The 25588-nt window shown below is 70.7% G+C and carries 24 protein-coding genes and 2 pseudogenes; 2 read left to right on the top strand and 24 right to left on the bottom strand.

What is annotated here, in order from left to right; translation table 11 throughout:
- From ACGFY5_RS30095 to pyrR, 14 genes and pseudogenes are all read right to left on the bottom strand, one after another.
- Window positions 1–473: pseudogene (locus ACGFY5_RS30095) on the bottom strand (hypothetical protein); the annotation flags it as partial.
- A gap of 40 nt (window positions 474–513) precedes the next feature.
- Window positions 514–1710: a methionine adenosyltransferase gene (metK, locus tag ACGFY5_RS30090; protein WP_035850633.1), complete on the bottom strand. Its 1197-nt coding sequence runs from the start codon at window positions 1708–1710 to the stop codon at window positions 514–516.
- A 111-nt stretch (window positions 1711–1821) separates the two neighbouring features.
- Complete coding sequence (gene coaBC / locus ACGFY5_RS30085; RefSeq protein ID WP_392724973.1) at window positions 1822–3036, bottom strand: bifunctional phosphopantothenoylcysteine decarboxylase/phosphopantothenate--cysteine ligase CoaBC; 1215 nt, start codon at window positions 3034–3036, stop codon at window positions 1822–1824.
- A gap of 90 nt (window positions 3037–3126) precedes the next feature.
- Complete coding sequence (gene rpoZ, locus ACGFY5_RS30080) at window positions 3127–3405, bottom strand: DNA-directed RNA polymerase subunit omega (RefSeq protein WP_392724972.1); 279 nt, start codon at window positions 3403–3405, stop codon at window positions 3127–3129.
- 81 nt (window positions 3406–3486) lie between these two features.
- A complete protein-coding gene (gmk, locus tag ACGFY5_RS30075; protein WP_392724970.1) occupies window positions 3487–4083 on the bottom strand; it encodes a guanylate kinase in 597 nt (198 codons plus the stop codon).
- Window positions 4073–4402, bottom strand: coding sequence for an integration host factor, actinobacterial type (mihF, locus tag ACGFY5_RS30070; protein ID WP_392724969.1), 330 nt, complete (start codon window positions 4400–4402; stop codon window positions 4073–4075). The genes gmk and mihF overlap by 11 nt, the downstream gene beginning before the upstream one ends.
- 309 nt (window positions 4403–4711) lie before the next feature.
- On the bottom strand, window positions 4712–5584 hold the full coding sequence (gene pyrF / locus ACGFY5_RS30065) for an orotidine-5'-phosphate decarboxylase (RefSeq protein ID WP_392724967.1): 873 nt from the start codon (window positions 5582–5584) through the stop codon (window positions 4712–4714).
- 152 nt (window positions 5585–5736) lie between these two features.
- Window positions 5737–6774 (bottom strand): annotated as a pseudogene (locus ACGFY5_RS30060) (quinone-dependent dihydroorotate dehydrogenase); the annotation flags it as partial.
- A gap of 2 nt (window positions 6775–6776) precedes the next feature.
- A complete protein-coding gene (carB, locus tag ACGFY5_RS30055; protein ID WP_392724965.1) occupies window positions 6777–10097 on the bottom strand; it encodes a carbamoyl-phosphate synthase large subunit in 3321 nt (1106 codons plus the stop codon).
- Window positions 10097–11212 (bottom strand): glutamine-hydrolyzing carbamoyl-phosphate synthase small subunit, encoded by a 1116-nt coding sequence (gene carA, locus ACGFY5_RS30050; RefSeq protein WP_392724963.1) that lies wholly within the window; start codon window positions 11210–11212, stop codon window positions 10097–10099. Before carA ends, carB begins: the two co-directional genes overlap by 1 nt.
- Entirely contained in the window at window positions 11209–11739 is a 531-nt protein-coding gene (locus ACGFY5_RS30045; RefSeq protein WP_392724962.1) for a transporter, read from the bottom strand. Before ACGFY5_RS30045 ends, carA begins: the two co-directional genes overlap by 4 nt.
- A complete protein-coding gene (locus tag ACGFY5_RS30040; protein WP_392724960.1) occupies window positions 11736–13013 on the bottom strand; it encodes a dihydroorotase in 1278 nt (425 codons plus the stop codon). The genes ACGFY5_RS30045 and ACGFY5_RS30040 overlap by 4 nt, the downstream gene beginning before the upstream one ends.
- Window positions 13010–13924, bottom strand: coding sequence for an aspartate carbamoyltransferase catalytic subunit (locus tag ACGFY5_RS30035; protein WP_392724958.1), 915 nt, complete (start codon window positions 13922–13924; stop codon window positions 13010–13012). The genes ACGFY5_RS30040 and ACGFY5_RS30035 overlap by 4 nt, the downstream gene beginning before the upstream one ends.
- Window positions 13921–14475 carry a bifunctional pyr operon transcriptional regulator/uracil phosphoribosyltransferase PyrR gene (pyrR, locus tag ACGFY5_RS30030; protein ID WP_392724957.1) on the bottom strand — a complete coding sequence of 185 codons (555 nt, stop codon included), beginning with the start codon at window positions 14473–14475 and terminating at the stop codon, window positions 13921–13923. Before pyrR ends, ACGFY5_RS30035 begins: the two co-directional genes overlap by 4 nt.
- Window positions 14476–14956: 481 nt before the next feature.
- On the opposite strand from pyrR, the gene ACGFY5_RS30025 reads away from it, so the two are divergent.
- Window positions 14957–15433: a transcriptional regulator gene (locus ACGFY5_RS30025; RefSeq protein WP_035850614.1), complete on the top strand. Its 477-nt coding sequence runs from the start codon at window positions 14957–14959 to the stop codon at window positions 15431–15433.
- 110 nt (window positions 15434–15543) lie between these two features.
- Here ACGFY5_RS30025 and nusB read toward each other — a convergent pair whose 3' ends face one another.
- The gene (gene nusB, locus ACGFY5_RS30020) at window positions 15544–15996 is read right to left on the bottom strand and encodes a transcription antitermination factor NusB (protein ID WP_392724955.1); all 453 of its coding nucleotides are present in this window, start codon (window positions 15994–15996) and stop codon (window positions 15544–15546) included.
- Entirely contained in the window at window positions 15993–16556 is a 564-nt protein-coding gene (efp, locus tag ACGFY5_RS30015; protein ID WP_392724953.1) for an elongation factor P, read from the bottom strand. Before efp ends, nusB begins: the two co-directional genes overlap by 4 nt.
- Window positions 16557–16865: 309 nt before the next feature.
- On the opposite strand from efp, the gene ACGFY5_RS30010 reads away from it, so the two are divergent.
- On the top strand, window positions 16866–18794 hold the full coding sequence (locus ACGFY5_RS30010) for a glycoside hydrolase family 9 protein (protein WP_392724952.1): 1929 nt from the start codon (window positions 16866–16868) through the stop codon (window positions 18792–18794).
- A 46-nt stretch (window positions 18795–18840) separates the two neighbouring features.
- Here ACGFY5_RS30010 and aroQ read toward each other — a convergent pair whose 3' ends face one another.
- The 8 genes from aroQ to ruvX all read right to left on the bottom strand — a co-directional run bounded on the left by aroQ (window position 18841) and on the right by ruvX (window position 25491).
- Window positions 18841–19269 carry a type II 3-dehydroquinate dehydratase gene (gene aroQ / locus ACGFY5_RS30005; RefSeq protein WP_392724950.1) on the bottom strand — a complete coding sequence of 143 codons (429 nt, stop codon included), beginning with the start codon at window positions 19267–19269 and terminating at the stop codon, window positions 18841–18843.
- Window positions 19266–20372, bottom strand: coding sequence for a 3-dehydroquinate synthase (gene aroB, locus ACGFY5_RS30000; protein WP_392724949.1), 1107 nt, complete (start codon window positions 20370–20372; stop codon window positions 19266–19268). The genes aroQ and aroB overlap by 4 nt, the downstream gene beginning before the upstream one ends.
- The gene (locus ACGFY5_RS29995; RefSeq protein ID WP_392724947.1) at window positions 20369–20881 is read right to left on the bottom strand and encodes a shikimate kinase; all 513 of its coding nucleotides are present in this window, start codon (window positions 20879–20881) and stop codon (window positions 20369–20371) included. The genes aroB and ACGFY5_RS29995 overlap by 4 nt, the downstream gene beginning before the upstream one ends.
- On the bottom strand, window positions 20878–22059 hold the full coding sequence (aroC, locus tag ACGFY5_RS29990) for a chorismate synthase (protein WP_392724945.1): 1182 nt from the start codon (window positions 22057–22059) through the stop codon (window positions 20878–20880). Before aroC ends, ACGFY5_RS29995 begins: the two co-directional genes overlap by 4 nt.
- Window positions 22060–22159: 100 nt before the next feature.
- Window positions 22160–22927, bottom strand: a complete 768-nt coding sequence (locus ACGFY5_RS29985; protein ID WP_392724943.1) for a prepilin peptidase — start codon at window positions 22925–22927, stop codon at window positions 22160–22162.
- 4 nt (window positions 22928–22931) lie between these two features.
- Window positions 22932–23798 (bottom strand): shikimate dehydrogenase, encoded by an 867-nt coding sequence (locus tag ACGFY5_RS29980; RefSeq protein ID WP_392724942.1) that lies wholly within the window; start codon window positions 23796–23798, stop codon window positions 22932–22934.
- 65 nt (window positions 23799–23863) lie between these two features.
- Window positions 23864–25042, bottom strand: coding sequence for an endolytic transglycosylase MltG (gene mltG, locus ACGFY5_RS29975; RefSeq protein WP_392724940.1), 1179 nt, complete (start codon window positions 25040–25042; stop codon window positions 23864–23866).
- Entirely contained in the window at window positions 25039–25491 is a 453-nt protein-coding gene (gene ruvX / locus ACGFY5_RS29970) for a Holliday junction resolvase RuvX (RefSeq protein WP_392724938.1), read from the bottom strand. Before ruvX ends, mltG begins: the two co-directional genes overlap by 4 nt.
- Window positions 25492–25588: the final 97 nt, after the last annotated feature.

The raw sequence follows: 25588 nt of genomic DNA, 5'->3' as shown, positions 1-25588 counted from the left end.
TCGGGCACGACGTCGAACGGGAGCGCCGCGTCGGGCTCGCGGGGGGACGCAGGCTTCGTCGCGGGCTCGGCCACCGCGGGCTGCGCGTCGGGCACGACGTCGAACGGGAGCGCCGCGTCGGGCTCGCGGGGGGACGCAGGCTTCGTCGCGGGCTCGGCCACCGCGGGCTGCGCGTCGGGCACGATGTCGAACGGGAGCGCCGGGTCAGGCTCGCGCGCCGCCGCGCGGCGCGGCGCCGCAGGCCTCGTCGTACGGCGGGGCGAAGCCGCAGGGGCCGCGCCACTCGCGGCGCCGGTGGCGTCGGGCAGCAGCGCGTCCCCGGCGGCGGAGCCGCCCGACGCGGGCGAGGCGCTCGAGGCGGGCAAGGCGCTCGAGGCCGGCGAGACGGGCGCGGGCTCGGGCGGGGGGCGGTCCGGACGCGAGGAGCCCGCTGAGCCGGTCGGCTCAGCGGGCTCCTCGTCCAGCAGCGTCATGCCTCTGGTCTACCAGCACCCTCCGACAGGGCGCTCGACGTCACGCGCCGGCGGCGTCCTTGAGGGCGGCAGCGCGGTCGGTCTTCTCCCAGGTGAAGTCGGGGAGCTCACGGCCGAAGTGGCCGTAGGCCGAGGTCTGGCGGTAGATCGGGCGCAGCAGGTCGAGGTCGCGGATGATCGCGGCCGGGCGGAGGTCGAACACCTCGTTGACGGCCTTGGTGATCCGGTCCGGGTCGACGGTCTCGGTGCCGAAAGTCTCCAGGAACAGCCCCACCGGGTGAGCCTTGCCGATCGCGTACGCGACCTGCACCTCGGCGCGGTCGGCGAGCCCGGCCGCGACGATGTTCTTCGCGACCCAGCGCATCGCGTAGGCAGCGGACCGGTCGACCTTGGACGGGTCCTTTCCGGAGAACGCGCCACCACCGTGGCGGGCGAAACCGCCGTACGTGTCGACGATGATCTTGCGGCCGGTCAGACCGGCGTCGCCCATCGGGCCACCGATCTCGAAGCGGCCGGTGGGGTTGACCAGCAGGCGGTAGCCCTCGGTCTCCAGGCCCAGCTCGGCGAGCTCCGGCGCGACGACGTACTCGGCGATGTCGGGCGCGAGCAGCGTCTCCAGCGAGATGTCGGAGGCGTGCTGCGACGAGACGACCACGGTGTCGAGGCGGACGGCCTTCGGGCCGTCGTACTCGATCGTGACCTGGGTCTTGCCGTCGGGCCGCAGGTACGGGATCAGCCCGTCCTTGCGGACCTGCGCGAGGCGGCGCGCGAGACGGTGGGCGAGCGCGATCGGCAGCGGCAGCAACTCGGGGGTGTCGTTGTTCGCGTAACCGAACATCAGGCCCTGGTCGCCGGCGCCCTGGCGGTCGAGCGCGTCTTCCTCGGACTCCTCGACACGGGCCTCGTAGGCGGTGTCGACGCCCTGCGCGATGTCGGGCGACTGCGACCCGATCGAAACGCTGACCCCGCAGGACGCTCCGTCGAAGCCCTTCTTCGACGAGTCGTAGCCGATCCCGAGGATGGTCTCCCGGACGATGCTCGGGATGTCGGCGTACGCATCGGTGGTGACCTCACCGGCGACGTGGACCTGGCCGGTGGTGATCAGCGTCTCCACCGCGACCCGGCTGCGCGGGTCCTGGGCGAGCAGCGCGTCGAGGATGCCGTCACTGATCGCGTCGGCGATCTTGTCGGGGTGACCCTCGGTCACGGATTCGGAGGTGAACAAACGGCGGGCCACGGTGCTCCCAGGGTCGAGGGTGGTTCGTATCGGCGCGAGTCTACCGATCCGGTGGGTGAGCCCCGGAAAGAGCGGGGCCCTGAGCTCCAAGTTGTCGACCTCCTGAAACAACTAACGGAGGCGGGGTGTGACCAGATCCCAGATCGTGTCCGCCAGCGCCTCTTTCGGGCCGTGCGGAACTTCGGTCGACGTGCCGTCGTCAGCCAGCACGACGGCTGCGTTTTCGGTCGACTCGAACGCTTTGCCTTCGGACACGTCGTTGACGACGAGCAGGTCGCAGCCCTTGCGGGCGAGCTTGGCCCGGCCCAGTTCGAGCACGGATCCCGTCGTGTCCCCGGTCTCCGCGGCGAAGCCGACGATCACGGGTCCAGTGCCGGAGGAAGTGCGACGCCGGACCAGCCCCGCGAGGATGTCGGGATTCTGCACCAGGGTCACGGTCGGTGCGCCCACGTCGTCGGTCTTCTTGATCTTGTTCTCGACGTAGGCGTCCGGACGGAAGTCGGCCGGCGCCGCGGCCATCACGACCGCGTCCGCGTCGGCGCTGGCGGCGAAGACGGCCTCCTGCAGATCACGCGTGCTGACGACGCGGACGACGTCGACGCCGGCCGGGTCGGGCAGCGCGGTGTTGGCTGCGATCAACGTCACCTTCGCGCCACGGGCGGCGGCGGTGCGGGCCAGCGCGTATCCCTGGCGGCCGGACGACCGGTTGCCGATGAAGCGCACCGGGTCGAGGTACTCGCGCGTGCCGCCGGCGGAAACGACCACCCGGCGACCGGACAGATCCGGTGTCACCACACCCCGGCGAAGAAGCGCCACCGCCACGTCGAAGATCTCCGCCGGCTCCGGCAACCGCCCCTTACCGGTGTCGGCCCCCGTCAACCGGCCGACGGCCGGCTCCAGCACGACGACGCCCCGCGAACGCAGCGTCGCGACGTTGGCCTGCGTCGCCGGGTGCTCCCACATCTCCGTGTGCATCGCCGGCGCGAACAGGATCGGGCTCCGCGCGGTGAGCAGCGTGTTCGTCAGCAGGTCGTTCGCCAGCCCGTGCGCCGCACGCGCCAGCAGGTCAGCGGTGGCGGGAGCCACGACGACCAGTGAGGCCCGCCGCCCCAGCGCCACGTGCGGCACTTCGTGGACGGACGTCCAGACGTCGGTGGCCACCGGCCGCCCCGACAACGCCGCCCACGTCGGGGCCCCGACGAACTCCAGCGCGCTCTCGGTCGGCACGACCGTCACGTCCAGGCCGGATTCCTTGAGCCGCCGCAACAGCTCACAGGCCTTGTAGGCGGCGATTCCCCCGGCGACACCCAGCACGACTTCGGTCACGCTCAAAACCTAACGCGCCTGCTGCGCCCCGCACACACCAGAACGGACGCCCGGCACGATGCCGGACGTCCGCAGAACGCTGGAAAAGCTTTAGTTGGTCGCACCCTCTTCAGCGATCGCCTCGTGGGTCAACATGTCGCTGTTGATCTCGCGAAGGGCGATGGACAGCGGCTTCTCCTGCGGAGAGGTCTCCACCAGGGGGCCGACGTACTCGAGCAGGCCCTCGCCGAGCTGGGAGTAGTAGGCGTTGATCTGGCGCGCGCGCTTGGCCGCGTAGATCACGAGCGCGTACTTGGAGGAGGTCTTCTCCAGCAGCTCGTCGATCGGCGGGTTGGTGATGCCCTCAGGAGCGGCGACGGTTCCGGACAAAACGGATCAGCCTCAAAAGGTAATCGGGAGATTGTGGTTTCTCGTGGGAGTTGCCTCCCACCTCAGCACCCGGATCGTCCCTCAGCGAACGGGCACGGTCAGCAACTCTACCAACTCGATGGCAGCCTGGCTGACATTGTCGTTGACGATCGTCACGTCGAACTCTTTCTCCGCGGCGAGTTCGACCACCGCGGCGTCGAGCCGACGACGAATCGTCTCCTCGTCCTCGGTGCCCCGCCCCACGAGCCGGCGAACCAACTCGTCCCAGGACGGCGGCGCCAAGAAGACGAACTGCGCTCCGGGCATCGCGGCCCGAACCTGCCTGGCACCCTGCAGCTCGATCTCGAGCAGCGCGGGACGCCCGGCAGCCAGGCGCTCCTCGACCGCACGCCGGGGAGTGCCGTAGCCGTTGCCGGCGAACTCCGCATGTTCCAGGAGCTCGCCGGCGGCCACCATCGCGTCGTACTCGTCCCGACTGACGAAGTAGTACTGCTTGCCGTGCTCTTCGCCAGGTCGGGGCGCTCGCGTCGTCACCGAGACCGACAGCCACACCGAGGGGTGGTGACGCCGGATCTCGGCCACGACGCTGCCCTTGCCGACTCCGGACGGACCGGAGAGCACCGTCAGCCGCGCCGCATCAGCGGCGCGGGACGGAAGGCCGGGAAATTCAGCGTCCACCGGAGGGCGAGCCGAATTCCTGAAGCAGCGCGCGCTTCTGGTTGTCACCCAGGCCACGCACCCGCCGGCTCTCGGCGATCTTGAACTTCTCCATGATCTGGACGGCACGGACCTTGCCGATGCCGGGCAGCGCCTCGAGGACGGCCGAGACCTTCATCTTGCCGATGACGTCGTCCTGTTCGGCCGAGTCGAGGACCTCTGACAGGGACAACCCACCGTGCTTGAGCTTGTCCTTGACCGCGGCACGCTGCTTGCGCGCCTCGGCAGCCTTCTGCAGAGCAGCAGCGCGCTGCTCGGGGCTCAACGACGGAAGAGCCACAGGTCACCTCGGGTGTTCGTTGGGGAAGCGGACGATTCCAGCGCGTGAACCTAGCGAGGAAGTGCAACAGGAATCAATGCGGCCCGGTGTTGGCCCCCGACTAATCGTCGCATGAAACCGCTGAAATCTGTGATTCGCGGTTATTTGCCCGATTTTGCGAGGCCTCACCGGAACAATGCAGTGATCGATGCCACACTCCACACTGACAGCAACGAGGGTTCGCCGCGAGGGGTTCATGCAGGTCGGGGAGTACCCACCGTGGCGTAGGCAACACCTACACCCTCGCCGGGCGCTCGAACCGACCCGTCTCTAGGCAAGCACAGCCCGGAAATCGTCCGCTGCCCGGGATGCCGCAGAACGCAATTCCGACTCCCCCGGACCCGCGCGCAGCACCTCGCGGGAAACCGACGGAAGCACCGCCCGGCGGGCCTCTCCGAACACCTTTCGAAGGTCGTCGGCGCCCGCGCCCTGCGCGCCCAGACCGGGCGCCAGGAACGGTCCGCCGACCCGGCTCAGGTCGTGGCCTGTCTCCCCGACGGTGGCCCCGACGACGACGCCGACCGGGCCGTACGGCGTGTACCCGACGTTGGCTCCCGCAACCGAGTCCAGTACGGTCTGCGCGACGGTCCGCCCGTCGGCGGCGACCGCGTGCTGCACCTGGGGTCCTTCGGGGTTGGACGTCAAGCCGAGCACGAAGACACCGTTGCCGTTCGCGATCGCCGTGTCGATCAACGGGGCGAGCGAGCCGAAGCCCAGATACGGGCTCGCGGTCATCGCGTCCCCGCACAGCGGTGACGCCGGATCGAGGTACGCCGCCGCGTAGGCCTCGACCGTGCTGCCGATGTCGCCGCGCTTGACGTCGTTGAGCACCAGGGCGCCCGCCGCCCTGGCGTCGAGGATCACGCGCTCCAGCACCGAGATCCCGCGACTGCCGTACCGCTCGAAGAACGCCGACTGCGGCTTGAGCACCGCGACCCGGTCCGCGAGCGCCTCGACGACCGTGCGGGCGAACCGTTCCACGCCGACGACGTCCCTGGTCAGCCCCCACGCATCGAGCAGACCGGGGTGCGGGTCGATGCCCACGCAGAGTGGCCCCCGCTCCGCGACCGCGCGGGCGAGGCGGGCACCGAAGTGGTCCGCGGAAGGCGCGACCTGCGACGCTGCGCCCGTGTTAACGCTCACTCGGAGGCCTCCCTCGCTACGGGCTCGCTGAGCGTCGGCGACCCGCCTGTGGTCACCGAGCCTTGGGTCGTACCCGGAAAATCGCTCTGAGGGGCGCTCAGCGGGTCAGAAACGGCCTCGCCGGAGCCGAGGCGCCCGGCGCCACGCTGAGTGACGGTTCTATTGATCGCCCGGACCAGCCCGGGGCCCCGGTAGACCAGGCCGGTGTACACCTGCACGAGCGCGGCACCGACGTCGAACAGGGCCATCGCGTCGGCGGCGGTGAGCACTCCCCCGACGCCGATCACCGGCAGGCGTCCGTCGGTCTCGCGCACGACGAATCCGACCAACTCGCGGGCCCGCCGGGTCAGCGGTGCGCCGGAGAGCCCGCCCGCCTCCTGGGTGTCGACGCCGGCCCGGCTCAGCGTCGTGTTCGAGACGATCACGCCGGCGACGCCGTGCGCCGTACATACCTCGAGCACTTCGCCGACCGCCTCGTCGGTGAGGTCGGGCGCGATCTTGACGACGAGTGGCACGGCTCGGCCGGCCGGGCGACGGGGCCCGGGGATCTGCGCTTCGGCGGAGAGCGCCGCCAGCAGTTCGTCGAGCGCGGCCCGATCCTGCAGCGCCCGCAGCCCCGGGGTGTTCGGGGAGCTGACGTTGACCGCCACGTAGTCGGCGTAGCGGCCGACCTGCCGCAGCGACGTCACGTAGTCGGAGACCGCGTCCTCGAGCGGCGTCACCTTGGACTTGCCGAGGCTGACGCCGATCGGGATCGACAGCGGGGTCCGGCCGCCGGCGCTCAGGTCGGCGAGGCGGGCAGCCAGCGCGGCCGCACCGCGGTTGTTGAAGCCCATCCGGTTGACGATCGCCTCGTTCGCCGGGAGCCGGAACAGCCGTGGCCGCGGATTGCCCGGCTGGGCGTGGGCGGTCACGGTACCGACCTCGACGAACCCGAAGCCGAGCCCGGCCCAGGCCGGCAGCGCGACGCCGTTCTTGTCCATGCCGGCAGCCAGGCCCACCGGCCCGGGGAACCGCACGCCGAACAGCGTGCGGGCCAGGCCGGGGGCGTCGCCGTGCGCCCAGCGGCGGGCGGCTTTCACGGCGGCGGGGGCTTTACCGAACCTGGTCAGAGCGGACAAAGTCCGCTCATGAGCAGTTTCCGCGTCGCCGAGGCGGAAGAGCGCTTGATCCCGCAGGAACCCGTACACGCTCACGAGCGCAGCGCCCGGTGCAGCTCCTGCAGCGGCCGCACGGAGAGCTCGCCGCGCAGCTGCGCCTCGATGCCGAACACAGCTGCCGCGGCCGCCTGAACAGTGGTGATGCACGGCACGTCGGCGGCCACCGCGGCCGACCGGATCTCGTAGCCGTCGACGCGCGGTCCGGAATTTCCGTACGGCGTGTTGACGACCAACTGAACCTCTCCCGCCCGAATCAACGTGACCACGTCGTGATCGTCCTCGCCGCCGGCCGGCTCGAAGTGCTTGCGCACGACGCGCGCCGGTATGCCGTGGCGCCAGAGCACCTCGGCGGTGCCGTGCGTCGCGATCACCTCGAAGCCCAGGTCGGTGAGGCGCTTGACCGGGAAGACGATCGAGCGCTTGTCCTTGTTGGCGACCGAGACGAACACCCGGCCCGACGTCGGCAGCGACCCGTACGCCCCGGCCTGGCTCTTGGCGAACGCCGCACCGAACGCGGTGTCGATGCCCATCACCTCGCCGGTGGACTTCATCTCCGGGCCGAGCAGGCTGTCGACCCCGGCGCCGGTGATCGTGCGGAACCGCTTGAACGGCAGCACGGCCTCCTTGACCGCGATCGGCGTCTGCTCGAGCGCCAGCGAACCGCCGTCGCCGCTCGCCGGCAGCAGGCCTTCGGCTCGCAGTTCGGCGATCGTGGCGCCGAGCATGATGCGGGCCGCGGCTTTCGCCAGCGGCACCGCCGTCGCCTTGGAGACGAACGGAACCGTCCGCGACGCCCGCGGGTTGGCCTCGAGGACGTAGAGCGTGTCGTCTTTCAGGGCGTACTGGACGTTGAGCAGCCCCTTCACCCCGACGCCGGCCGCGATCGCCGCGGTGGAGCGGCGCACGTTCTCGATGTCGGTCGAGCCGAGGGTGATCGGCGGGAGCGCGCATGCCGAGTCGCCGGAGTGGATCCCGGCCTCCTCGATGTGCTCCATGACGCCACCCAGGTAGACGTCACCGGTGCCGTCGGCCAGCGCGTCGACGTCGATCTCGATCGCGTCGTCGAGGAACCGGTCGACGAGCACCGGGTGCTCGGGGCTGACCTGGGTGGCCCGGGCGATGTAGGACTCCAGCGTGGTGTCGTCGTAGACGATCTCCATGCCGCGCCCGCCGAGCACGTAGGACGGGCGCACCAGTACCGGGTAGCCGATCGTCTCCGCGATGGCGCGCGCCTCGCGGTAGGACGTAGCCATGCCGTGTTTCGGCGCCGGCAGACCGGCCTCGTCGAGGACCCGGCCGAACGCGCCGCGCTCCTCGGCGAGGTGAATGCTCTCCGGCGAGGTGCCCACGATCGGCACACCGGCTGCGGCCAGGCGCCGGGCGAGCCCGAGCGGGGTCTGGCCACCGAGTTGGACGATGACGCCGACGACTCCGGGCCCCCCGCCGCTCCGTCCGGACTCCTGCTCGGCGTGCCACACCTCGAGCACGTCCTCGAACGTGAGCGGCTCGAAGTAGAGCCGGTCGGACGTGTCGTAGTCGGTGGACACCGTCTCCGGGTTGCAGTTGACCATCACGGTCTCGAAGCCGGCGTCCCGCAGGGACATCGCGGCGTGCACACAGGAGTAGTCGAACTCGATGCCCTGACCGATCCGGTTCGGACCCGAACCCAGGATCATCACCTTCGGCCGGTCGCTGGGAGCGACCTCGGTCTCCGCCTCGGGGTCGGTCTCGTAGGCGCTGTAGTGGTACGGCGTCGAGGCCGCGAACTCCGCGGCGCAGGTGTCGACGGTCTTGTAGACCGGCCGCAGGCCCAGCCGGTGGCGCAGCGAACGGACGCCGTCCTCACCGGCGAACTCCGGACGCAACGCCGCCACCTGGCGGTCGGAGAGGCCGGCGCGCTTGGCCCGGCCCAGCAGGTCGGCGTCGAGCACCGGCGCGTCGACGAGCTCGGCACGCAGCTCCACCAGCGACGCGATCTGGTCGACGAACCACGGGTCGTACCCGGAGACCTTCGAGACCTCCTCGACCGAGTGCCCGACGCGCAGCGCCCGCTCGGCGTCGTAGAGGCGCCCGTCGTGCGGGATCCGCAGCGCCTCGAGCGGGTCGTTGTCGGGGTCGGGCGTCGTCCAGAAGCCGCCGGCGGCCGTCTCGGCCGACCGGAGCGCCTTGTTCAGCGCCTCCGGGAACGAGCGGCCCAGCGCCATTCCCTCGCCGACCGACTTCATCGTCGTGGTGAGCTCCGGGTCGGCGCCCGGGAACTTCTCGAACGCGAACCGCGGCACCTTCACGACGACGTAGTCCAGCGCCGGCTCGAAGCTGGCCGGGGTCTGCTTGGTGATGTCGTTGCGGATCTCGTCGAGCGTGTAGCCGACCGCGAGCTTCGCGGCGATCTTCGCGATCGGGAAGCCGGTGGCCTTGCTGGCCAGCGCCGACGACCGCGACACCCGCGGGTTCATCTCGATCACGACGAGGCGCCCGGTCTCCGGGTTGACCGCGAACTGGATGTTGCAGCCGCCGGTGTCGACGCCGACCGCGCGCAGCACCGCGATGCCGACGTCACGCATCCGCTGGTACTCGCGGTCGGTGAGCGTCATCGCCGGGGCGACGGTCACCGAGTCACCGGTGTGCACGCCCATCGCGTCGACGTTCTCGATCGAGCAGACCACGACGACGTTGTCGTTGCGGTCGCGCATGAGCTCGAGCTCGTACTCCTTCCAGCCGAGCACGCTCTCCTCGATGAGAACCTCGGTGGTGGGGCTGGCGGCCAGGCCGGCGCTGGCGATGCGCTCGAGGTCGTCGGACGTGTGGGCCATGCCCGAGCCGAGGCCGCCCATCGTGAACGACGGCCGGATGACGACCGGCAGGCCGAGGTCGGCGACGGTGGCGCGGACCTCGTCCATCGAGTGGCAGACCGCCGAGCGCGGGGTCTCGGCGCCGACCGACGCGCAGATGTCCTTGAACCGCTGCCGGTCCTCTCCGCGCTGGATCGCGTCGATGTCGGCGCCGATCAACTCGACGTTGTACTTCTCCAGGACGCCTCGCTCGTGCAGCGCGACAGCGGTGTTGAGCGCGGTCTGGCCACCGAGGGTGGCCAGGAGCGCGTCGGGGCGCTCCTTCGCGATGATCTGCTCGACGTACTCCGGGGTGATCGGCTCGATGTAGGTCGAGTCGGCGAACTCCGGGTCGGTCATGATCGTCGCCGGGTTGGAGTTGACGAGGCTGACCCGCAGACCCTCCTCGCGCAGCACGCGGCAGGCCTGAGTGCCGGAGTAGTCGAACTCGGCGGCCTGGCCGATCAGGATCGGCCCGGAACCGATGACCAGCACGTGCTGGATGTCTGTGCGTTTCGGCATCAGCCCTTGCCTTCCATCAGGTTCACGAACCGGTCGAACAGGTAGTCAGCATCGTGCGGACCCGCGGCGGCCTCGGGGTGGTACTGGACGCTGAACGCGGGTTTGTCGAGGCAGTTCAGGCCCTCGACGACGTCGTCGTTCAGGCAGACGTGGCTCACTTCGGCGCGGCCGAACTCGGTGTCGGCCGTGCCCTCGCGCGGCGCGTCCACGGCGAACCCGTGGTTGTGCGCGGTGACCTCGACCTTGCCGGTTTCTCTGTCCAGCACCGGCTGGTTGATGCCCCGGTGGCCGTAGCGCAGCTTGTAGGTGCCGAAGCCGAGCGCGCGGCCGAGCACCTGGTTGCCGAAGCAGATGCCGAACGTCGGCAGCCCTTCGCCGAGCGCGGCCTGCGCGAGCCGCACCGCCGTGTCGGCGGTCGCGGGGTCCCCCGGGCCGTTGGAGAAGAACACGCCGTCCGGGGCGGCCGCGAGGAGTTCCTCCGGGGTGGACGTCGCGGGCATCACGTGCACCTCGATGCCGCGCGCGGCCATCCGGCGGGGGGTGTTGCGCTTGATGCCGAGGTCGATCGCGGCGACCCGGAACCGGGTCTGCCCCTCGGCGTTCACGACGTAGGTTTCCGGCGTCGTCACGTCGCCGACCAGGTCGGCCCCGGTCATCGACGGGCTGGCGAGCACCTTCTCGAGGACGGCGTCGCGGTCCTCCCCGGTGCTGGAGACGGCGGCGCGCATCGCGCCGCGCTCCCGCAGGTGCCGGGTCAGCGCGCGGGTGTCGACGCCGGCGATGCCGACGATGCCCTCGGCGGCGAGCCGGTCGCCCAGCGCGCCGGTCGCGCGCCAGTTCGACGAGATCCGGGCGGGGTCACGAACGACGTAGCCGGCCACCCAGATCCTTCCCGACTCGTCGTCCTCGCCGTTCACGCCGGTGTTGCCGACGTGCGGCGCCGTCATCGCGACGATCTGCCGGTGGTAGGAGGGGTCGGTGATCGTTTCCTGGTAGCCGGTCATGCCCGTGGTGAACACGGCTTCGCCGAACGTCTCGCCGACCGCTCCGAAGGCTTCGCCGCGGAACGTGCGGCCGTCCTCCAGAACCAGCAGCGCGGGGGTGTTGGTAGTCATGCGGTCTTCTCCAGGATGACTTTCTCGATCTCACGCAGGTGGGTGGCGTTGTCGACGCGGTGGTCGGCGCGGAAGCCGGTGTCGAGGCGGAAGCCCTGCTGCTCCCAGGTGATCACGAGGATTCCGGCGCCGCCGACGACCTTGTTCGCGTGACCGGCGTCGAGGCGGGCCTCGGTGATCGCTGCGGCGGGGATGAACAGCGGGTCGGAGGCGTCGCGCTCGATCAGGACACCCTCGGGCCCGGTGTGCAGCGTGGCCGCGGCCCGGTTCGCGAGGCCGCCCGCATAGACGCGGGCCTGCCACTCACCGGACTGCGTGGTGCCGGCGTAGAGACCGTCGGAGGCCTCCACGGCGTCGGTGACCGTGCCGGTCGGCAGCGGCAGCAGGTCGGCGTGGGCCGCCACCCGGCGCTTCCACGCCCGGCGGGCCGCCCAGACGATCAGCGCGAACACGACCAGAACACCGATCGTGAACAGGATTCGCCCGGTCCAGTTGTCGGGTGGGCGTTCATACGCGGCGGCGATCATGCCTGTGCCTTCCCATCCAGCACCGTGGCACGCCCGCGCAGGAACGTGGCCACGATCGCACCGGGCAACTCCAGCCCGGCGTACGGGGTGTTACGGCTGATGCTGGCCAGCCCATCGGGGGTAACGGTCCAGCGCTGCGAGGGGTCGACCAGCGTCAGGTTCGCGGGCTCACCGGGGGTGAGCGGCCGGCCGTGCCGGCTGTCGAGGTTCGCGATGCGGGCCGGGGCGTGGGAGAGCCGATCCGCGACCCCCGCCCAGTCGAGCAGGCCTGTCTCCACCATCGTCTTGATGACGATCGGCAGCGCGGTCTCCAGCCCCAGCATGCCGGGCCGGGCCGCGGCCCACTCGCACTCCTTGTCCTCGCGGGCGTGCGGCGCGTGGTCGGTGGCGACCGCGTCGATCGTGCCGTCGGCGAGGGCCTCCCGCAGCGCGGTGACGTCCTCGGCGGTGCGCAGCGGCGGGTTGACCTTGTACACCGGGTCGTAGGTCGCGGCCAGTTCGTCGGTGAGCAGCAGGTGGTGCGGCGTCACCTCGGCGGTGACGCGGATGCCGCGGCTCTTCGCCCAGCGCAGCACCTCGACCGAACCGGCGGTGGAGACGTGGCAGACGTGCAGCCGGGAACCGACGTGCGCGGCCAGCAGCGCGTCCCGCGCGATGATCGCCTCCTCGGCGACCGCGGGCCAGCCCGCCAGGCCGAGCCGCGCCGACTGCTCGCCCTCGTTCATCTGCGCACCGACCGTCAGCTTCGGGTCCTCCGCGTGCTGCGCGATGACGCCGTCGAACGCCTTGACGTACTCCAGCGCCCGGCGCATCACCGCGGCGTCGTGCACGCAGTGCCCGTCGTCGGAGAAGACGCGCACCTGTGCGGCCGACTCGGCCATCGCGCCGAGCTCGGCCAGCCGCTCGCCCTTGAGCCCGAGCGTGACCGCGCCGACCGGCTGGACGTCGGCCAGGCCGACCTCGCGGCCCAGACGCCAGACCTGCTCGACGATGCCGGCCGCGTCGGCGACCGGATCGGTGTTGGCCATCGCGCAGACCGCGGTGTAACCGCCGAGTGCGGCGGCGCGGCTGCCGGTCTCGATCGTCTCGGCGTCCTCCCGGCCGGGCTGGCGCAGGTGGGTGTGGATGTCGACGAGCCCGGGCAGCACGCGCAGCCCGGAACCGTCGATGACCTCGCCGTCCGTACTATCCGCGATCAGGCCGTCGCGGATGGCCAGGTCCTGGGTCGTCCCGTCGGGGAGCGTCGCGCCACGGATCAGGTAGTTCACGCTCACTGCGAGCCTCCGAGCAGCAGGTAGAGGACGGCCATCCGGACGTTCACGCCGTTGGTGACCTGTTCGACGATCGTGGAACGGGGAGAGTCAGCTACTTCCGGCGTGATTTCCATGCCGCGGTTCATCGGCCCGGGGTGCATGACGATCGCGTGCTCGGGCAGCGCGGCCAGGCGCTTGGCGTCGAGGCCGTAGCGGCGGGCGTACTCGCGCTCGGTCGGGAAGAACGAGGCGTTCATCCGCTCCCGTTGCACGCGCAGCGCCATCACCACGTCCAGCTTCGGCAGGACCGTATCGAGGTCGTACGACACTTCCACCGGCCACGCACCGACACCCACCGGTACCAGCGTCGGCGGCGCCACCAGCGTCACCTCGGCGCCGAGCGTCGCGAGCAGCAGCACGTTCGACCGGGCCACCCGGCTGTGCAGCACGTCCCCGACGATCCCGACCCGCAGCCCTTCCAACCGGCCGAGACGGCTGCGCATCGTGTACGCGTCGAGCAGCGCCTGCGTGGGGTGCTCGTGCGTGCCGTCGCCGGCGTTCACGACCGCGCCGTCGACCCACTTCGCCAGGTTGTGCGGAGCACCTGACGCCTGGTGGCGGATCACCACGGCGTCCGCGCCCATCGCCTGCAGCGTGAGCGCGGTGTCCTTGAGCGATTCGCCCTTGCTGACGCTCGAGCCCTTGGCCGAGAAGTTGATGACGTCCGCGGACAGCCGCTTCGCGGCCGCCTCGAACGAGATCCGGGTGCGGGTGGAGTCCTCGTAGAACAGGTTGACGACCGTGCGGCCGCGCAACGTCGGGAACTTCTTGACGCTGCGCCCGGCGGCCGCCGCGAGCTCGGTGGCAGTGTCGAGCACCAGCGTCGCGGTCTCGGCGTCCAGATCGGCGGCGGAGAGCAGGTGCGGGATCACGCGTCGGCCCTCGCGATCACGACGGCGTCCCGGCCGTCGACCTCGCGCAGCTGCACCCGCACGTTCTCGCTCCGCGAGGTCGGCAGGTTCTTGCCCACGTAGTCGGCACGGATCGGTAGTTCCCGGTGCCCGCGGTCGACGAGAACGGCGAGTTGGACGCTCTGAGGCCGGCCGAGGTCGGAGAGCGCGTCGAGTGCGGCCCGGATCGTGCGGCCGGAGAACAGGACGTCGTCCACCAGGATCACCCGGCGATCGTCGACGCCCTCGCTGGGCAGGTCGGTCTTTTCCAGCGCGCGGGGGGCACGCATCCGGAGGTCGTCGCGGTAGAGAGTGACGTCCAGCGCGCCGACCGGGAGGGTCACGCCGGTGAAGGTCGTGATGCGCTCGGCCAGACGGTGGGCGAGGGGGGCGCCGCGGGTGGGGATCCCCATCAGCACGGTGTCGGCGCCGCCGTCGGTCTTCTCCAGGATCTGATGTGCGATCCGGTCGATTGTGCGTGCGACAGCTGATTCGTCGAGGATCTCGCGGACTTCTTCAATGGCAGGCGTCACCGCCGGCCACCTCCTTCCCCGCCTCACCGGACGGGTCGTTAAAGGATGGGCTCGTCGAGGTCAAACTTATCAGCGCCCGTACGGTGCGCGACGATTCACCGCAGAGGCCCCAAGGGCACCACGCGACCCAGGTCACACCTCTTTCCGCAGCTCTGACGCCCTCAGCCTTTCGGCCCGTTTCGTACGGGAGATGTCGCGACTTCCGGTACCGATGTGAACCATGTGACGAGAGGATGATGAACTGTTCTGGTCACACCCCGCAGCGAGAACGGGCACGGTTGCTTACCGCGTGGAATCGACTGGGGCGTTCAACGTCACATCGCCGGGCGGCTACGGTTTCGTCATTCCCCTTGACCGGATTGCCCTTTCGGCTCTACGGTCACTCTCCGTAGCGACCGGGCGCGGTGACGTGGTCCGGCATGTCGCTGCTCGTCCGCCCGCATGCTTTCCCCGGGCATGCGCTTTACCCCTCGGAGTACGAATGTCCGATTACGCCAAGGCCCTCGGTGCCCGGCTGCGAGCCATCCGGCAGCAGCAGGGCCTCTCTCTACAGGGGGTGGAGGAGAAGTCCGGCGGCCGCTGGAAGGCCGTAGTCGTCGGGTCGTACGAGCGCGGCGACCGTGCCGTGACCGTCGCCCGCCTCAACGAGCTGGCCGAGTTCTACCGGGTCCCGATCGCGGAGCTCCTCCCCGGCGACGGCCCTGGCCGTCACGAGGGCGCGAGCAAGGTCGTCATCGACCTGGAGCGCCTCGAGCAGCTGCCCGGTGACGAGCTCGGTGCTGTGCAGCGGTTCGCCCGCAGCATTCAGCAGCAGCGCGGCGACTACAACGGCCGGGTTCTCTCCATCCGCGCGGACGACCTCCGCACGCTCGCGATCGTGTTCGACCTCTCGCCGGCCGGCCTGATCGAGAAGCTCACCGAATGGAACGTGCTGGTCGCAACACCGATCCGCCCGTAACACCCTGGTTCCAGCCGGGGGTGTCGGCTGGAACACGACGAAGCCCCCCGCGCCAACGGCGCGGGGGGCTTCGTCATTGCACTGCCCTGGGCGGGCCGTGCACCTTCCGGCTAAAGTTCCGCCTTCACCAACTGAAGCCGGCCGAGTAGGCCGTTGACGAACCGTGGTGAGTCGTCGGTGGAGAGCTCGCGGGCCAGGTCCACGGCCTCGTCGATCGCGACGACGTCGGGAATGTCGTCGCGGAACAGCAGTTCGTAGATGCCCAGGCGCAGCAGGCTCCGGTCGACCGCGGGCATGCGGTCGATCGTCCACCCCTCCGCGTACGTCGCGATCAACTCGTCGAGCCGCGCACGGTTCGCCGTCACGCCCTCGACCAGCGTCACCGCGTAGTCCGGAACCGGCGGATCGGACTGTGCGAGCCGGTCGCGAGCGGTCGCGAGCGGCTCGGTACCGCGGACGTCGGCCTCGAACAGGATGTCGAGCGCACGCTTCCGCGCTTTGCGCCGCGCCGAACGCCGGTCGGGGTCGTTCTCGCGCCGCGGGTTCTGCCGGGGACTGGTCACCCCGTGACCCGGCCGATGTACCGCCCGTCGCGGGTGTCGACCTTCAGCTTGTCGCCGGTGTTGACGAACAGCGGCACCTGGATCGTCGCGCCGGTCTCCAGCTCGGCCGGCTTCGTGCCGCCGGTGGACCGGTCACCCTGCAGGCCCGGGTCGGTGTGGGCCACGACGAGCTCGACCGAGGCCGGCAGCTCGACGTAGAGCGGCGTCGCGTCGTGCAGCGCGACCGTGACCTCGGCGTTCTCCAGCAGGTAGTCGGCGTTGCCACCGACCGTCGCTGCCGGGACCGTGATCTGGTCGTAGGTCTCCGAGTCCATGAACACGAAGTCCCCGGCGTCCTTGTACAGGTACGACATCGCGGCCTTGTGAACGTTCGCGGTGTCGACCTTCACGCCGGCGTTGAACGTCTTGTCGACGACCTTGCCCGTCAGCACGTTCTTCAACGTCGTCCGCACGAACGCGCCGCCCTTGCCGGGCTTCACGTGCTGGAACTCGACGACGTTCCAGAGCTGACCGTCCAGGTTCAGCGTCATGCCGTTCTTCAGGTCGTTCGTGGTGGCCATGCGGAAGCTCTTCGTCTCCTGGTCGGCGGGCCGGCCCAACCCTGTGACGCAGTTGGGAAACCGTGCGCAAGTCGTAGGGATTCTCTGAGAAGCGGGGCGGCGGCTGCCACCCGCTTGTCAGGTCACCAGATACTACCTGTATCCGATAGTCGACCTTACCGGCTCCACGTCTGCCGGACAGTGGTCGGCTGACGGCCGCTGGCCCGTCCACCGGCTGGCCAGCGCCGACCGACCCGAGCGGGTCGGACCGAAACGTCAGGAAGGGAACTCGTGCATAACCGCCGCCCAGCGGTCATATCCCGGCTACTCGTGGGAGCAGCCGCCGTCCTGACCACGCTGGCGCTGGTCGCCGGCTGCACGGGCGACGATCCAGACAACGACGCGCCGGACCAGGACGCGCCGGTGGGGAGCTGGGAACCGGTGGGCCCCACCGATGCCGTCGTGCGCACCGACCAGGTCGGCTACGGCACCACCGAGACGAAGGTCGCCGTGCTGCTGGCCCCGCGCCAGGCAGACGACGCGTCGTTCCTCGTCGAACGACAGGACGGCTCGGTCGCGCTGAAGGGGACCGTCGGATCCGACCGGGGCTCCTGGAGCGACCGCTACCCGGCCACCTATCCGATCGACGTCTCGGAGTTACGCACCGCGGGCACCTACCGCATCCGGGTCAGCGGTGGGGTCACCGCCGCCTCGCAGGTGTTCGTCGTCGGCGCGAGCAAGGAGCTGTTCGGACAGGTCGCAGCCGACACCGTCAAGTTCTTCGGCGTCCAGCGCGACGGGGAGGACGTGCTCTCCGAGCCGATCCCCCGCGAAGCGTCCCACCTCCACGACGACGAGGCGACCGTCTACGAGGCGCCCGAGTTCTCCGACGGCGACGACCTCGGCTCGGGCTTGAGCACCGTCGACGGCGCGTCGAGCGTCGACGTCAGCGGCGGGTGGTTCGACGCCGGCGACTACCTCAAGTTCACCCACACCACCGCGTACGCGCTGACGCTGATGCAGCTGGCCCAGCGGGGCGGTGACGCGAGCATCGGCAACGCGAAGGCGATCGAGGGTCTGTCGGACGAGACGTCGTTCGGCATGGACTGGCTCGACAAGATGTGGGACGAGAAGACCGGCACGCTGTACCTGCAGGTCGGGCTCGGCAGCGGCGGTGTGGACAACATCGTCGGCGACCACGACGTCTGGCGGCTCCCGCAGGACGACGACGACGCGTCCGGCGACGGCAAGCGCTACCTGCGCAACCGGCCGGTGTTCCGGGCGAACCAGCCCGGCGAGCTGATCAGCCCCAACGTCGCCGGGCGGGTCGCGGCTGCGTTCGCGCTGGCCGCGCAGGTCGAGGCCCGCAACGACCCGACGGGGGCCCGGGCACACCTGGACGCCGCCGCGACGATCCTGAGCCTCGCGAACACCGACGACCCCGGCACGCTGATGACGACGTACCCGCGCTCGTACTACGCGGAGAGCACGTGGACCGACGACATGGCGCTGGCCGCGACCGAGGTCGCGCGGGCCGGGTTCGTGCTCGGTGACGACCGGTGGTCGGTGTGGGCCGGGCAGGCCGCCCAGTGGGCCGGGCAGATGGTGGGGTCGGGCAGCAAGCAGCCGCTCAACCTCTACGACGTGGGGCCGCTGGCCGACGCCGAGCTGTACGGACTGCTCGACGAGACCGGCAACCGTCCGTCCGGGGTGACGCCGGACGCGCTGGTGGCCGATCTGAAGAAGCGGCTGGACGCCGGGGTGGCGGCCGGGGAGAAGAACCCGATCGGTGCGGCCGCGCCGATGACCCAGTCCGACTTCACGACGAAGACGTTCGGCTGGAGCGCGGTCGCGTCGCTGTACCACCGCGCGGCGGAGGACGACTCGTACGACGCGTTCGGCACGGCGCAGCGCAACATCGCGCTCGGCACGAACGGGTGGGGGTTGTCGCTGGTGGTGGGGGTCGGGAACACGTACCCGAAGTGCATTCACCACCAGATCGCGAACCTGTCCGGTGATCTGAACGGAAAGGGGAAGATCGCGGTCGGGGCGACGCTGAACGGGCCGAATGCGTCGAGTGCGTTCAACTCGCTGACGAAGTCGTCGACCGCGAAGGACTGCACCGGCGTGGACGTGAGCCGGTTCGATCGGCAGGATTCGCGCTTCGTCGACCAGCCCCACGCCTACTCGAGCGTCGAACCCGCAATCGACTTCACCGCCACCGCCCTCATAGCAGTAGCCCTCCAGTCCCGCCTGTGAGCCGTGCACGGTTTGGTGGGCTATGACCCACCAAGCCGTGCACGCCTCAGGCCCACGCGATGTGGCGGAGCGCCAGGGTGTAGCCCGTGAGGCCCAGTCCGATGATGGCGCCGGTGGCCACCGCGGAAATCACCGACGTGTGGCGGAACTCTTCGCGCTTGTGGACGTTGCTGATGTGCACCTCGATCAGCGGCGCCGTGAGCATCGCGCACGCGTCCCGCACGGCGATGTTGTAGTGCGTCCACGCCCCAGGATTGAGCACCACCGGCGCGCGCTCGTCCGCTGCCGCGTGCAACCACCCGAGCATCTCGTGCTCGGCGTCGGTCTGCCGCACGACCACGTCGAGCCCCAGCTCGGTCCCGGTCTTCACACAGAGCGCGGCAAGGTCGTCGTACGTGTCGGCACCGTAGATGTCCGGCTCCCGCGTCCCCAACCGGCCGATGTTCGGCCCGTTCAGCACGTACACGCGCGTCACAGCTGCACCGCCGCACCCGGCGAACTCTCGGTACCCACCGCCGAGTACGCCGCCACGAGCAACCCGGGATCCGGATCCTCCAGCACGGTCGGCTTCCCGAGCCCGTCCAGCACGATGAACCGCAGCCGGTTCCCGCGCGACTTCTTGTCCACGCGCATCGAGTCGAGCAGCTTCGGCCACGCCGCGGCCGAGTACGTCAGCGGCAACCCGAGCAGCTTCAACACGGCCGCGTGACGATCCGCAGTGGCGTCGTCGAGACGCCCCGCGATCCGGCCCAGCTCGGCCGCGAACACGAGCCCGACGCTCACCGCGGCGCCGTGCCGCCACCGGTACCGCTCGTTCTTCTCGATCGCGTGCCCGAGCGTGTGCCCGTAGTTCAGCGTCTCGCGCAGCCCCGACTCACGCAGGTCGGCCGAGACGACGTCGGCCTTGACCTGGATCGACCGCTCGACCAGCTCCCGCAGCACCGGCGACGCCGGGTCGGTGGCCGCCGCGGGGTCGGCCTCGATCAGTTCGAGGATCCGCGGGTCGGCGATGAAGCCGGTCTTCACGACCTCGGCCATGCCGGCGACCAGCTCGTGCTTGGGGAGCGTCTCCAGCGTGGCCAGGTCGACGATCACACCGGCCGGTGGGTGGAACGCGCCGACCAGGTTCTTGCCGGCCCCGGTGTTGATGCCGGTCTTGCCGCCGACCGCGGCGTCGACCATGCCGAGCAGCGTCGTCGGCACCTGCACCACGCGGACGCCACGCAGCCAGCAGGCCGCGACGAACCCCGCGAGGTCGGTGACCGCGCCGCCGCCGAGGCCGACGATCGCGTCGGTGCGGGTGAAGCCGGCCTGGCCGAGCACGTCCCAGCAGAAGCCCGCGACCTCGAGCGTCTTGCCGTCCTCGGCGTCCGGGATCTCCAGCGAGTGCGCTTCGAATCCGACCGCGCGCAGGTCGTCGCGGACGGCCTCGCCGGTCGTACGCAGCGCACCCGGGTGGATCACCGCGACGCGCTGCGCCCCCTGCAGCAGCGGCGCCAACTCCCCCAACAACCCGTGCCCGACGAGCACGTCATAGGGCTGCTCGCCCCCCACCCGAATCGTCGTCACGTCACTCACGCGGGGACCTCCTCGAGGCGCGCGACGATGTCGGCGACGATGTCCGCGGGCTCCCGCCCGTCGGTCTCCACCGCGATCGTCGCGACCTCCGCGTAGATCGGGGCGCGCTCGGCCAGCAGCGTGCGCAGCGTCGCCCGCGGGTTGAGCGCGAGCAGCGGGCGGGCGGTGTTCAGCCCGACCCGCTCGGCCGCGTCGGACAACCCCACGTTCAAGTGGACGACACGGTGGCCGCGCAGCGCGGCGCGCGTGGCGTCCGCCAGCACCGCGCCCCCGCCGAGCGCCAGCACACCGTCGTGCGATGCCAGGGCCGCCGCGACCGCGGCCACCTCCAGCGCGCGGAACGCGGGCTCCCCGTCGTCGACGAAGATCTCGCTGATCGGCTTGCCCGCGCTCGCCTCGATGTCGTGGTCGACGTCGCGGAACGCGACGCCGAGGTGCTCGGCGAGCAGCACGCCGATCGTCGTCTTGCCGGCGCCGGGCGCCCCGACCAACACCACGGTCGGACTCATTCGATCACCAGCGCGGCCCGGTAACCGGCGAGGTTACGGCGGATCTCCTCGACCGAGTCCCCACCGAACTTCTCCATCGCGGCGTCCGCGAGCACGAGCGCGACCATCGCCTCGGCGACGATCGCCGCCGCCGGCACCGCGCAGACGTCGCTGCGCTGCGCGATCGCCTTCGCCGGCTCACCCGTCTGGACGTCGACGGTCTGCAGCGCGCGGGAAATCGTCGCGATCGGCTTCATCGCACCCTTGATGCGCAGCACCTCGCCGGTGGTGATGCCACCCTCGAGGCCACCGGCGTGGCCGGAGAGCCGCCGGACGCCGTCGGGAGTGTTCACGATCTCGTCGTGCGCCTTCGAGCCCCGGGACCGCGCCTGGGTGAACGCGTCACCGATCTCGACACCCTTGAACGCCTGGATGCTCACCAGCGCGGCGGCCAGGCGCGAGTCGAGCTTGCGGTCCCACTGGACGTGGCTGCCCAGGCCCGGCGGCAGGCCATACGCGAGCACCTCGATGATGCCGCCGAGCGTGTCGGCGTCGGCCTTCGCGGCGTCGACCTCGGCGACCATCCGCGCGGACGCGTCGGGGTCGGCGCAGCGCAGCGGATCGGCGTCGATGCGTTCGCGGTCGGCGGGGGTGGGTGGCTCGGTGCCGTCCTTGACCGCGACGGACCCCAGTTCGACGACGTGCGACACGATTTCGACGCCGAGCGCCTGGCGCAGGAGCGACTGGGCCACGGTGCCGAGGGCCACCCGCGCCGCGGTCTCCCGGGCGCTGGCGCGCTCCAGGATCGGGCGGGCGTCGGTGAAGCCGTACTTCTGCATGCCGGCGAGGTCGGCGTGGCCGGGGCGGGGACGCGTGAGCGGTGCGTTGCGGGCCAGGCCGGCGAGGATCTCCTCGTCGACCGGGTCGGCCGCCATCACTTCCTCCCACTTGGGCCACTCGGTATTGCCGATGCGGATGGCGACCGGGCTGCCGAGGGTGGAGCCGTGGCGGACGCCGCCGAGGATGTCCACCTGGTCCTGCTCGAACTTCATCCGGGCGCCGCGGCCGTAGCCCAGGCGACGGCGGGCGAGCTGTTCGGAGATCTCGGTCGTGGTCACCGCGATACCGGCGGGGAGGCCCTCCAGCATCGCGACGAGGGCGGGTCCGTGGGACTCGCCGGCGGTCATCCAGCGCAACATACGTGCAGTGTTCCACGACCTCACCGCGCACCGCCGCGCCCCGAGCGCCCGTCCCGCAGAGTGACCGCACCTCCCGAGCGCTCCGACCTGGTGCCCGCTCTCAGCGGGCCGTGCACAGAGCGGTGAGAGCTCCGGCGAGTAAGAAGGGGCCGAAGGCCAGGCGGTCGGTGCGGGAGAGGCGGCCGGTGGCCAGGAGGACTGCGGCGCAGAGGCCGCCGTAGACGAAGCCGTAGGTGAGGCCGGCGAGCAGGGTCGGCCAGCCGTACCAGCCGAGAGCGGCGCCGAGCAGGCCGGTGAGCTTCACGTCGCCGTAGCCGAAGCCGGCGGGTACTGCCACTGCCAGCACGTACAGGACGCCGAACGCGACCGCGCCGCACTCGGCCGCCCGCACGAGCGGCGCCGGGCCGGTGCCGCCGAGCAGCGCGCCGGCGCCGAGCAGCACCGCGAGGACGGGATACGCGGGGAGTACCAGCGCGTCGGGCAGTCGGTGCGCGCGCACGTCGACTGCGGCCAGCACCACCCCCAGCCCCGCGACGAACACGATCCCGACCGCCTCGGAGGCCCCCGCCGCCCCCGCCGCCACCCCACCCACCACCGCCGCAGCCACCCCGACCGCCAACGGCCCCGCGGCGGGGATGAGCGGGCCGCGGGCCCGCGCCGCCCATCGGCTCAGCGGCCGCACGCTCGTACCCGTGGCTCGCGGCGGGAGGGCGAGCGGTAAGGACGCGGCAGCGGGCCAGGCGAGGGTGGGCTCGCCGGCTACGGGGCCCGTGGCGACGATGGCCGTGCGTTCGAGGAGGTCGGCCAGCCAGGGCCCGGACGCCAGCGCCGCCACCGCGACGATCACGACGCCGAGCAGCGGCTCCACGGGCTCAGCGGGCCAGCGTCAGCGCGGTTCGCATCGCGTCGATCGGGGCAGACCGGCCGGTCATCAGCCGGACCTGGTGCCCGGCCTGGTGCAGCAGCAGGTCGAGCCCGGACACCACCCGGCACCCGGCCGCGGCAGCAGCGGTGGCCAGCGCGGTGGGCCACGGGTCGTACACCACGTCGAACACCACGGCCCCGGGACGCAACACCGCGTGCGCCAGCGGGTCGGCCGCGCCCTTCGGGAGCGTCGAGATCACCAGGTCGGCGGCCGCCAGCCGGGCCGGTGCCTCGTCGAGCGACCGGACGTCGATCGTCAGCCCGAGCCGCTCAGCCGTGGTGCGCAACTCCCCCGCCCGGTGCGGCGAACGCACCAACACGGTCACCGGTCCCCCAGCCAACGGCGCCACCCCGCCCAGGGCCGCGAGGGCGGCCTGGGCCGTGCCGCCGGCGCCGAGTACCAGCGGCGCCGACGCCGTCCGCAGGCCGGCCTCGCGGAGCGCGTCGGCCATCCCCGGAGCGTCGGTGTTCTCCGCCCTGCGCCGGCCCGGCGCGAGCAGCAGTGTGTTCGCCGCCCCGATCGCCGCCGCTTCCGGGCTGACCTCGGTGGCGACCTCGAGCGCGACCCGCTTCAACGGCATCGTGAGCGACAACCCGGCCCATTCGGCCCCGAGGCCCCCGACGAAGCCCGCCAGGCCGTCCTCGCCGCACTCGACCCGCGTGTACGACCACCCGGTGAGCCCGAGCGCCGCGTACGCCGCCGCATGCAACACCGGCGACAACGAATGCGCGATCGGCGACCCCAGAACAGCCGCCCGCCGCACGGCTACCGCCGCCTCGTGGGGCGCGAAAGACTCAGTCGAGAACGTGGACACGCGCCCCACCCTAGGCTTCCGCACCGCACCCCCGCGGACGTCGTCCACAGGCTTACAGCGCGCCGTCAGCAGCGGCCGACCGCCCGGCACTTCTCGATGTTCGCCAGGTGCTGGTTGTAGTCACTCGTGAACGACGAGTGCCCGTCCTCGGACGTCACCACGAAGTACGTCCAGTCGCCCGGCTCGGGGTTCGCGGCGGCCTTCAGCGCGGCGTCACCCGGGTTGCCGATCGGGGTCGGCGGCAGGCCCTGGATCCGGTCGACGTGCGTGCTGTAGTTGTTGTCCGGATCCTTCAGCTCGGCGTCGGTGACGATCTTCTTGCGTCCCTTGCCGGTGATGATCAGCCAGTACTGCGTCGTGGAGTCGAACTGCAGGTACGTGAGTGCCCCGGTCTTCTCGCTCAACCGGTTGTAGATGACCCGGGAGACCTTCCCGAAGTCGTCCGAGATGCCTTCCTGCTCGATCAGCGACGCGATCGTCAGCATCTGCCACTCGGTGACGCCGAGCTCCTTCGCCTTCTCGGCGAGCTCGTCCTTGGTCGCGGCCTGCACGGCCAGCTTGACCATCTCCTGCAGCAGGCTCTGCGCGGTCTCCTTGCCGGTGAGCTCGTACGTCGACGGGAACAGGAAGCCCTCGAGCACCAGCTTGTCGGGGCTCGGACCACCCCACTCGGGCACACCGAGGGCTGCGGGGTCCTTCACCGCCTCCTGGAAGTCCTTCAGGGGGATGTCGGTGGCCTTCGCGAGCAGGTTGATGATCTCCACGACGGCCTTGCCCTCGGGGATCGTCACCTTCGGGCCGCTCTCGCGGTTGCTGGGGTCCATCAGCACCAGCAGCGCGTCCTCGGCCGTCATTTGCTTCTTGAGCTTGAAGTTGCCCGGCTGCAGCTTCGAGGTGGAGTCGGGGTTGTCGGCCGCCGCGTTGACGAACGCCTTCGCGCTGGCCACGACGTCGTTCTCGAAGAGCGTGTTGGCGATGTCGGTGACGTTGTCGCCCTGGTTGATGACGACCGTCACCTCACCGCTACCCGGACCCGGGTAGTCGTCGGCCGTGAAGAAGTCACGCACCTTGGTGATGCCGTACCAGCCACCGAACGCGAGCCCGCCGAGCACCGCGACCACGACGAGAAGAGCCACTAACGTCTTGCCGCTGCTCTTCTCTTTCTTGCGGCGGTGCCGGCCGGGATTGCCGGGGCCGTAGCCACCCGACTCATCCGTGAACGGCACGAGATCGAGGTCGTTCACGGTTGCTCCGCACTCCGCTCCGCGTCCAACCAGGCTTGGAGGATGAGAACCGCGGCGGCCTGGTCGACCACGGCTCGGTGCTTCTTCCCGCGTACGCCCCTCTCAGAGAGAGTACGTCCCGCGATGACCGTCGTCAGCCGTTCATCGGACAACTCGACCGGCACCGGGTGCGCGGAGCCAACTAGCCGTTCGGCCAAGAGAGACGCGTACTCGCGCGCCGCGATCGCGGCAGCGCCCTCCGCGCCGGACAGCGAGCGTGGGAGCCCGACCACGACGACGATCGCCTCGTACTCGGCGACCAGGTCGGCGATGCGGTCCAGATCGGTGCCGTGACGCATGTCACGGCGCACCGTCTCCACCGGGGACGCCAGGAATCCGGACGGGTCGCTCGCCGCGACACCCACCCGTACCGATCCGACATCGACGCCGAGCCTGACTCCGCGTTTCACGCCGGTGAACCCCGGAAGCCCAGGTGAGATAGACAAAGCCACATGTCAGATTGTGCCCTATCCGCCATCCGAGCCTGGTCCGCAGAGGCGAACCAGG

The sequence above is a fragment of the Cryptosporangium sp. NPDC048952 genome (genome assembly GCF_043197895.1).
GTDB lineage: Bacteria > Actinomycetota > Actinomycetes > Mycobacteriales > Cryptosporangiaceae > Cryptosporangium.
Note: the sequence above shows the minus strand (reverse complement) of the source record. Positions and strands in the feature narration are given on the sequence as shown.

Bases quoted from the DNA above. Each gene is read 5' to 3' on its own strand.
- ACGFY5_RS29995 (WP_392724947.1), bottom strand. From the start codon at position 20,881: ATGAGTCCGACCGTGGTGTTGGTCGGGGCGCCCGGCGCCGGCAAGACG.
- ACGFY5_RS30045 (WP_392724962.1), bottom strand. From the start codon at position 11,739: ATGATCGCCGCCGCGTATGAACGCCCACCCGACAACTGGACCGGGCGA.
- efp (WP_392724953.1), bottom strand. From the start codon at position 16,556: ATGGCCACCACGAACGACCTGAAGAACGGCATGACGCTGAACCTGGAC.
- carA (WP_392724963.1), bottom strand. From the start codon at position 11,212: ATGACTACCAACACCCCCGCGCTGCTGGTTCTGGAGGACGGCCGCACG.
- carB (WP_392724965.1), bottom strand. From the start codon at position 10,097: ATGCCGAAACGCACAGACATCCAGCACGTGCTGGTCATCGGTTCCGGG.
- aroC (WP_392724945.1), bottom strand. From the start codon at position 22,059: ATGTTGCGCTGGATGACCGCCGGCGAGTCCCACGGACCCGCCCTCGTC.
- ACGFY5_RS30025 (WP_035850614.1), top strand. From the start codon at position 14,957: ATGTCCGATTACGCCAAGGCCCTCGGTGCCCGGCTGCGAGCCATCCGG.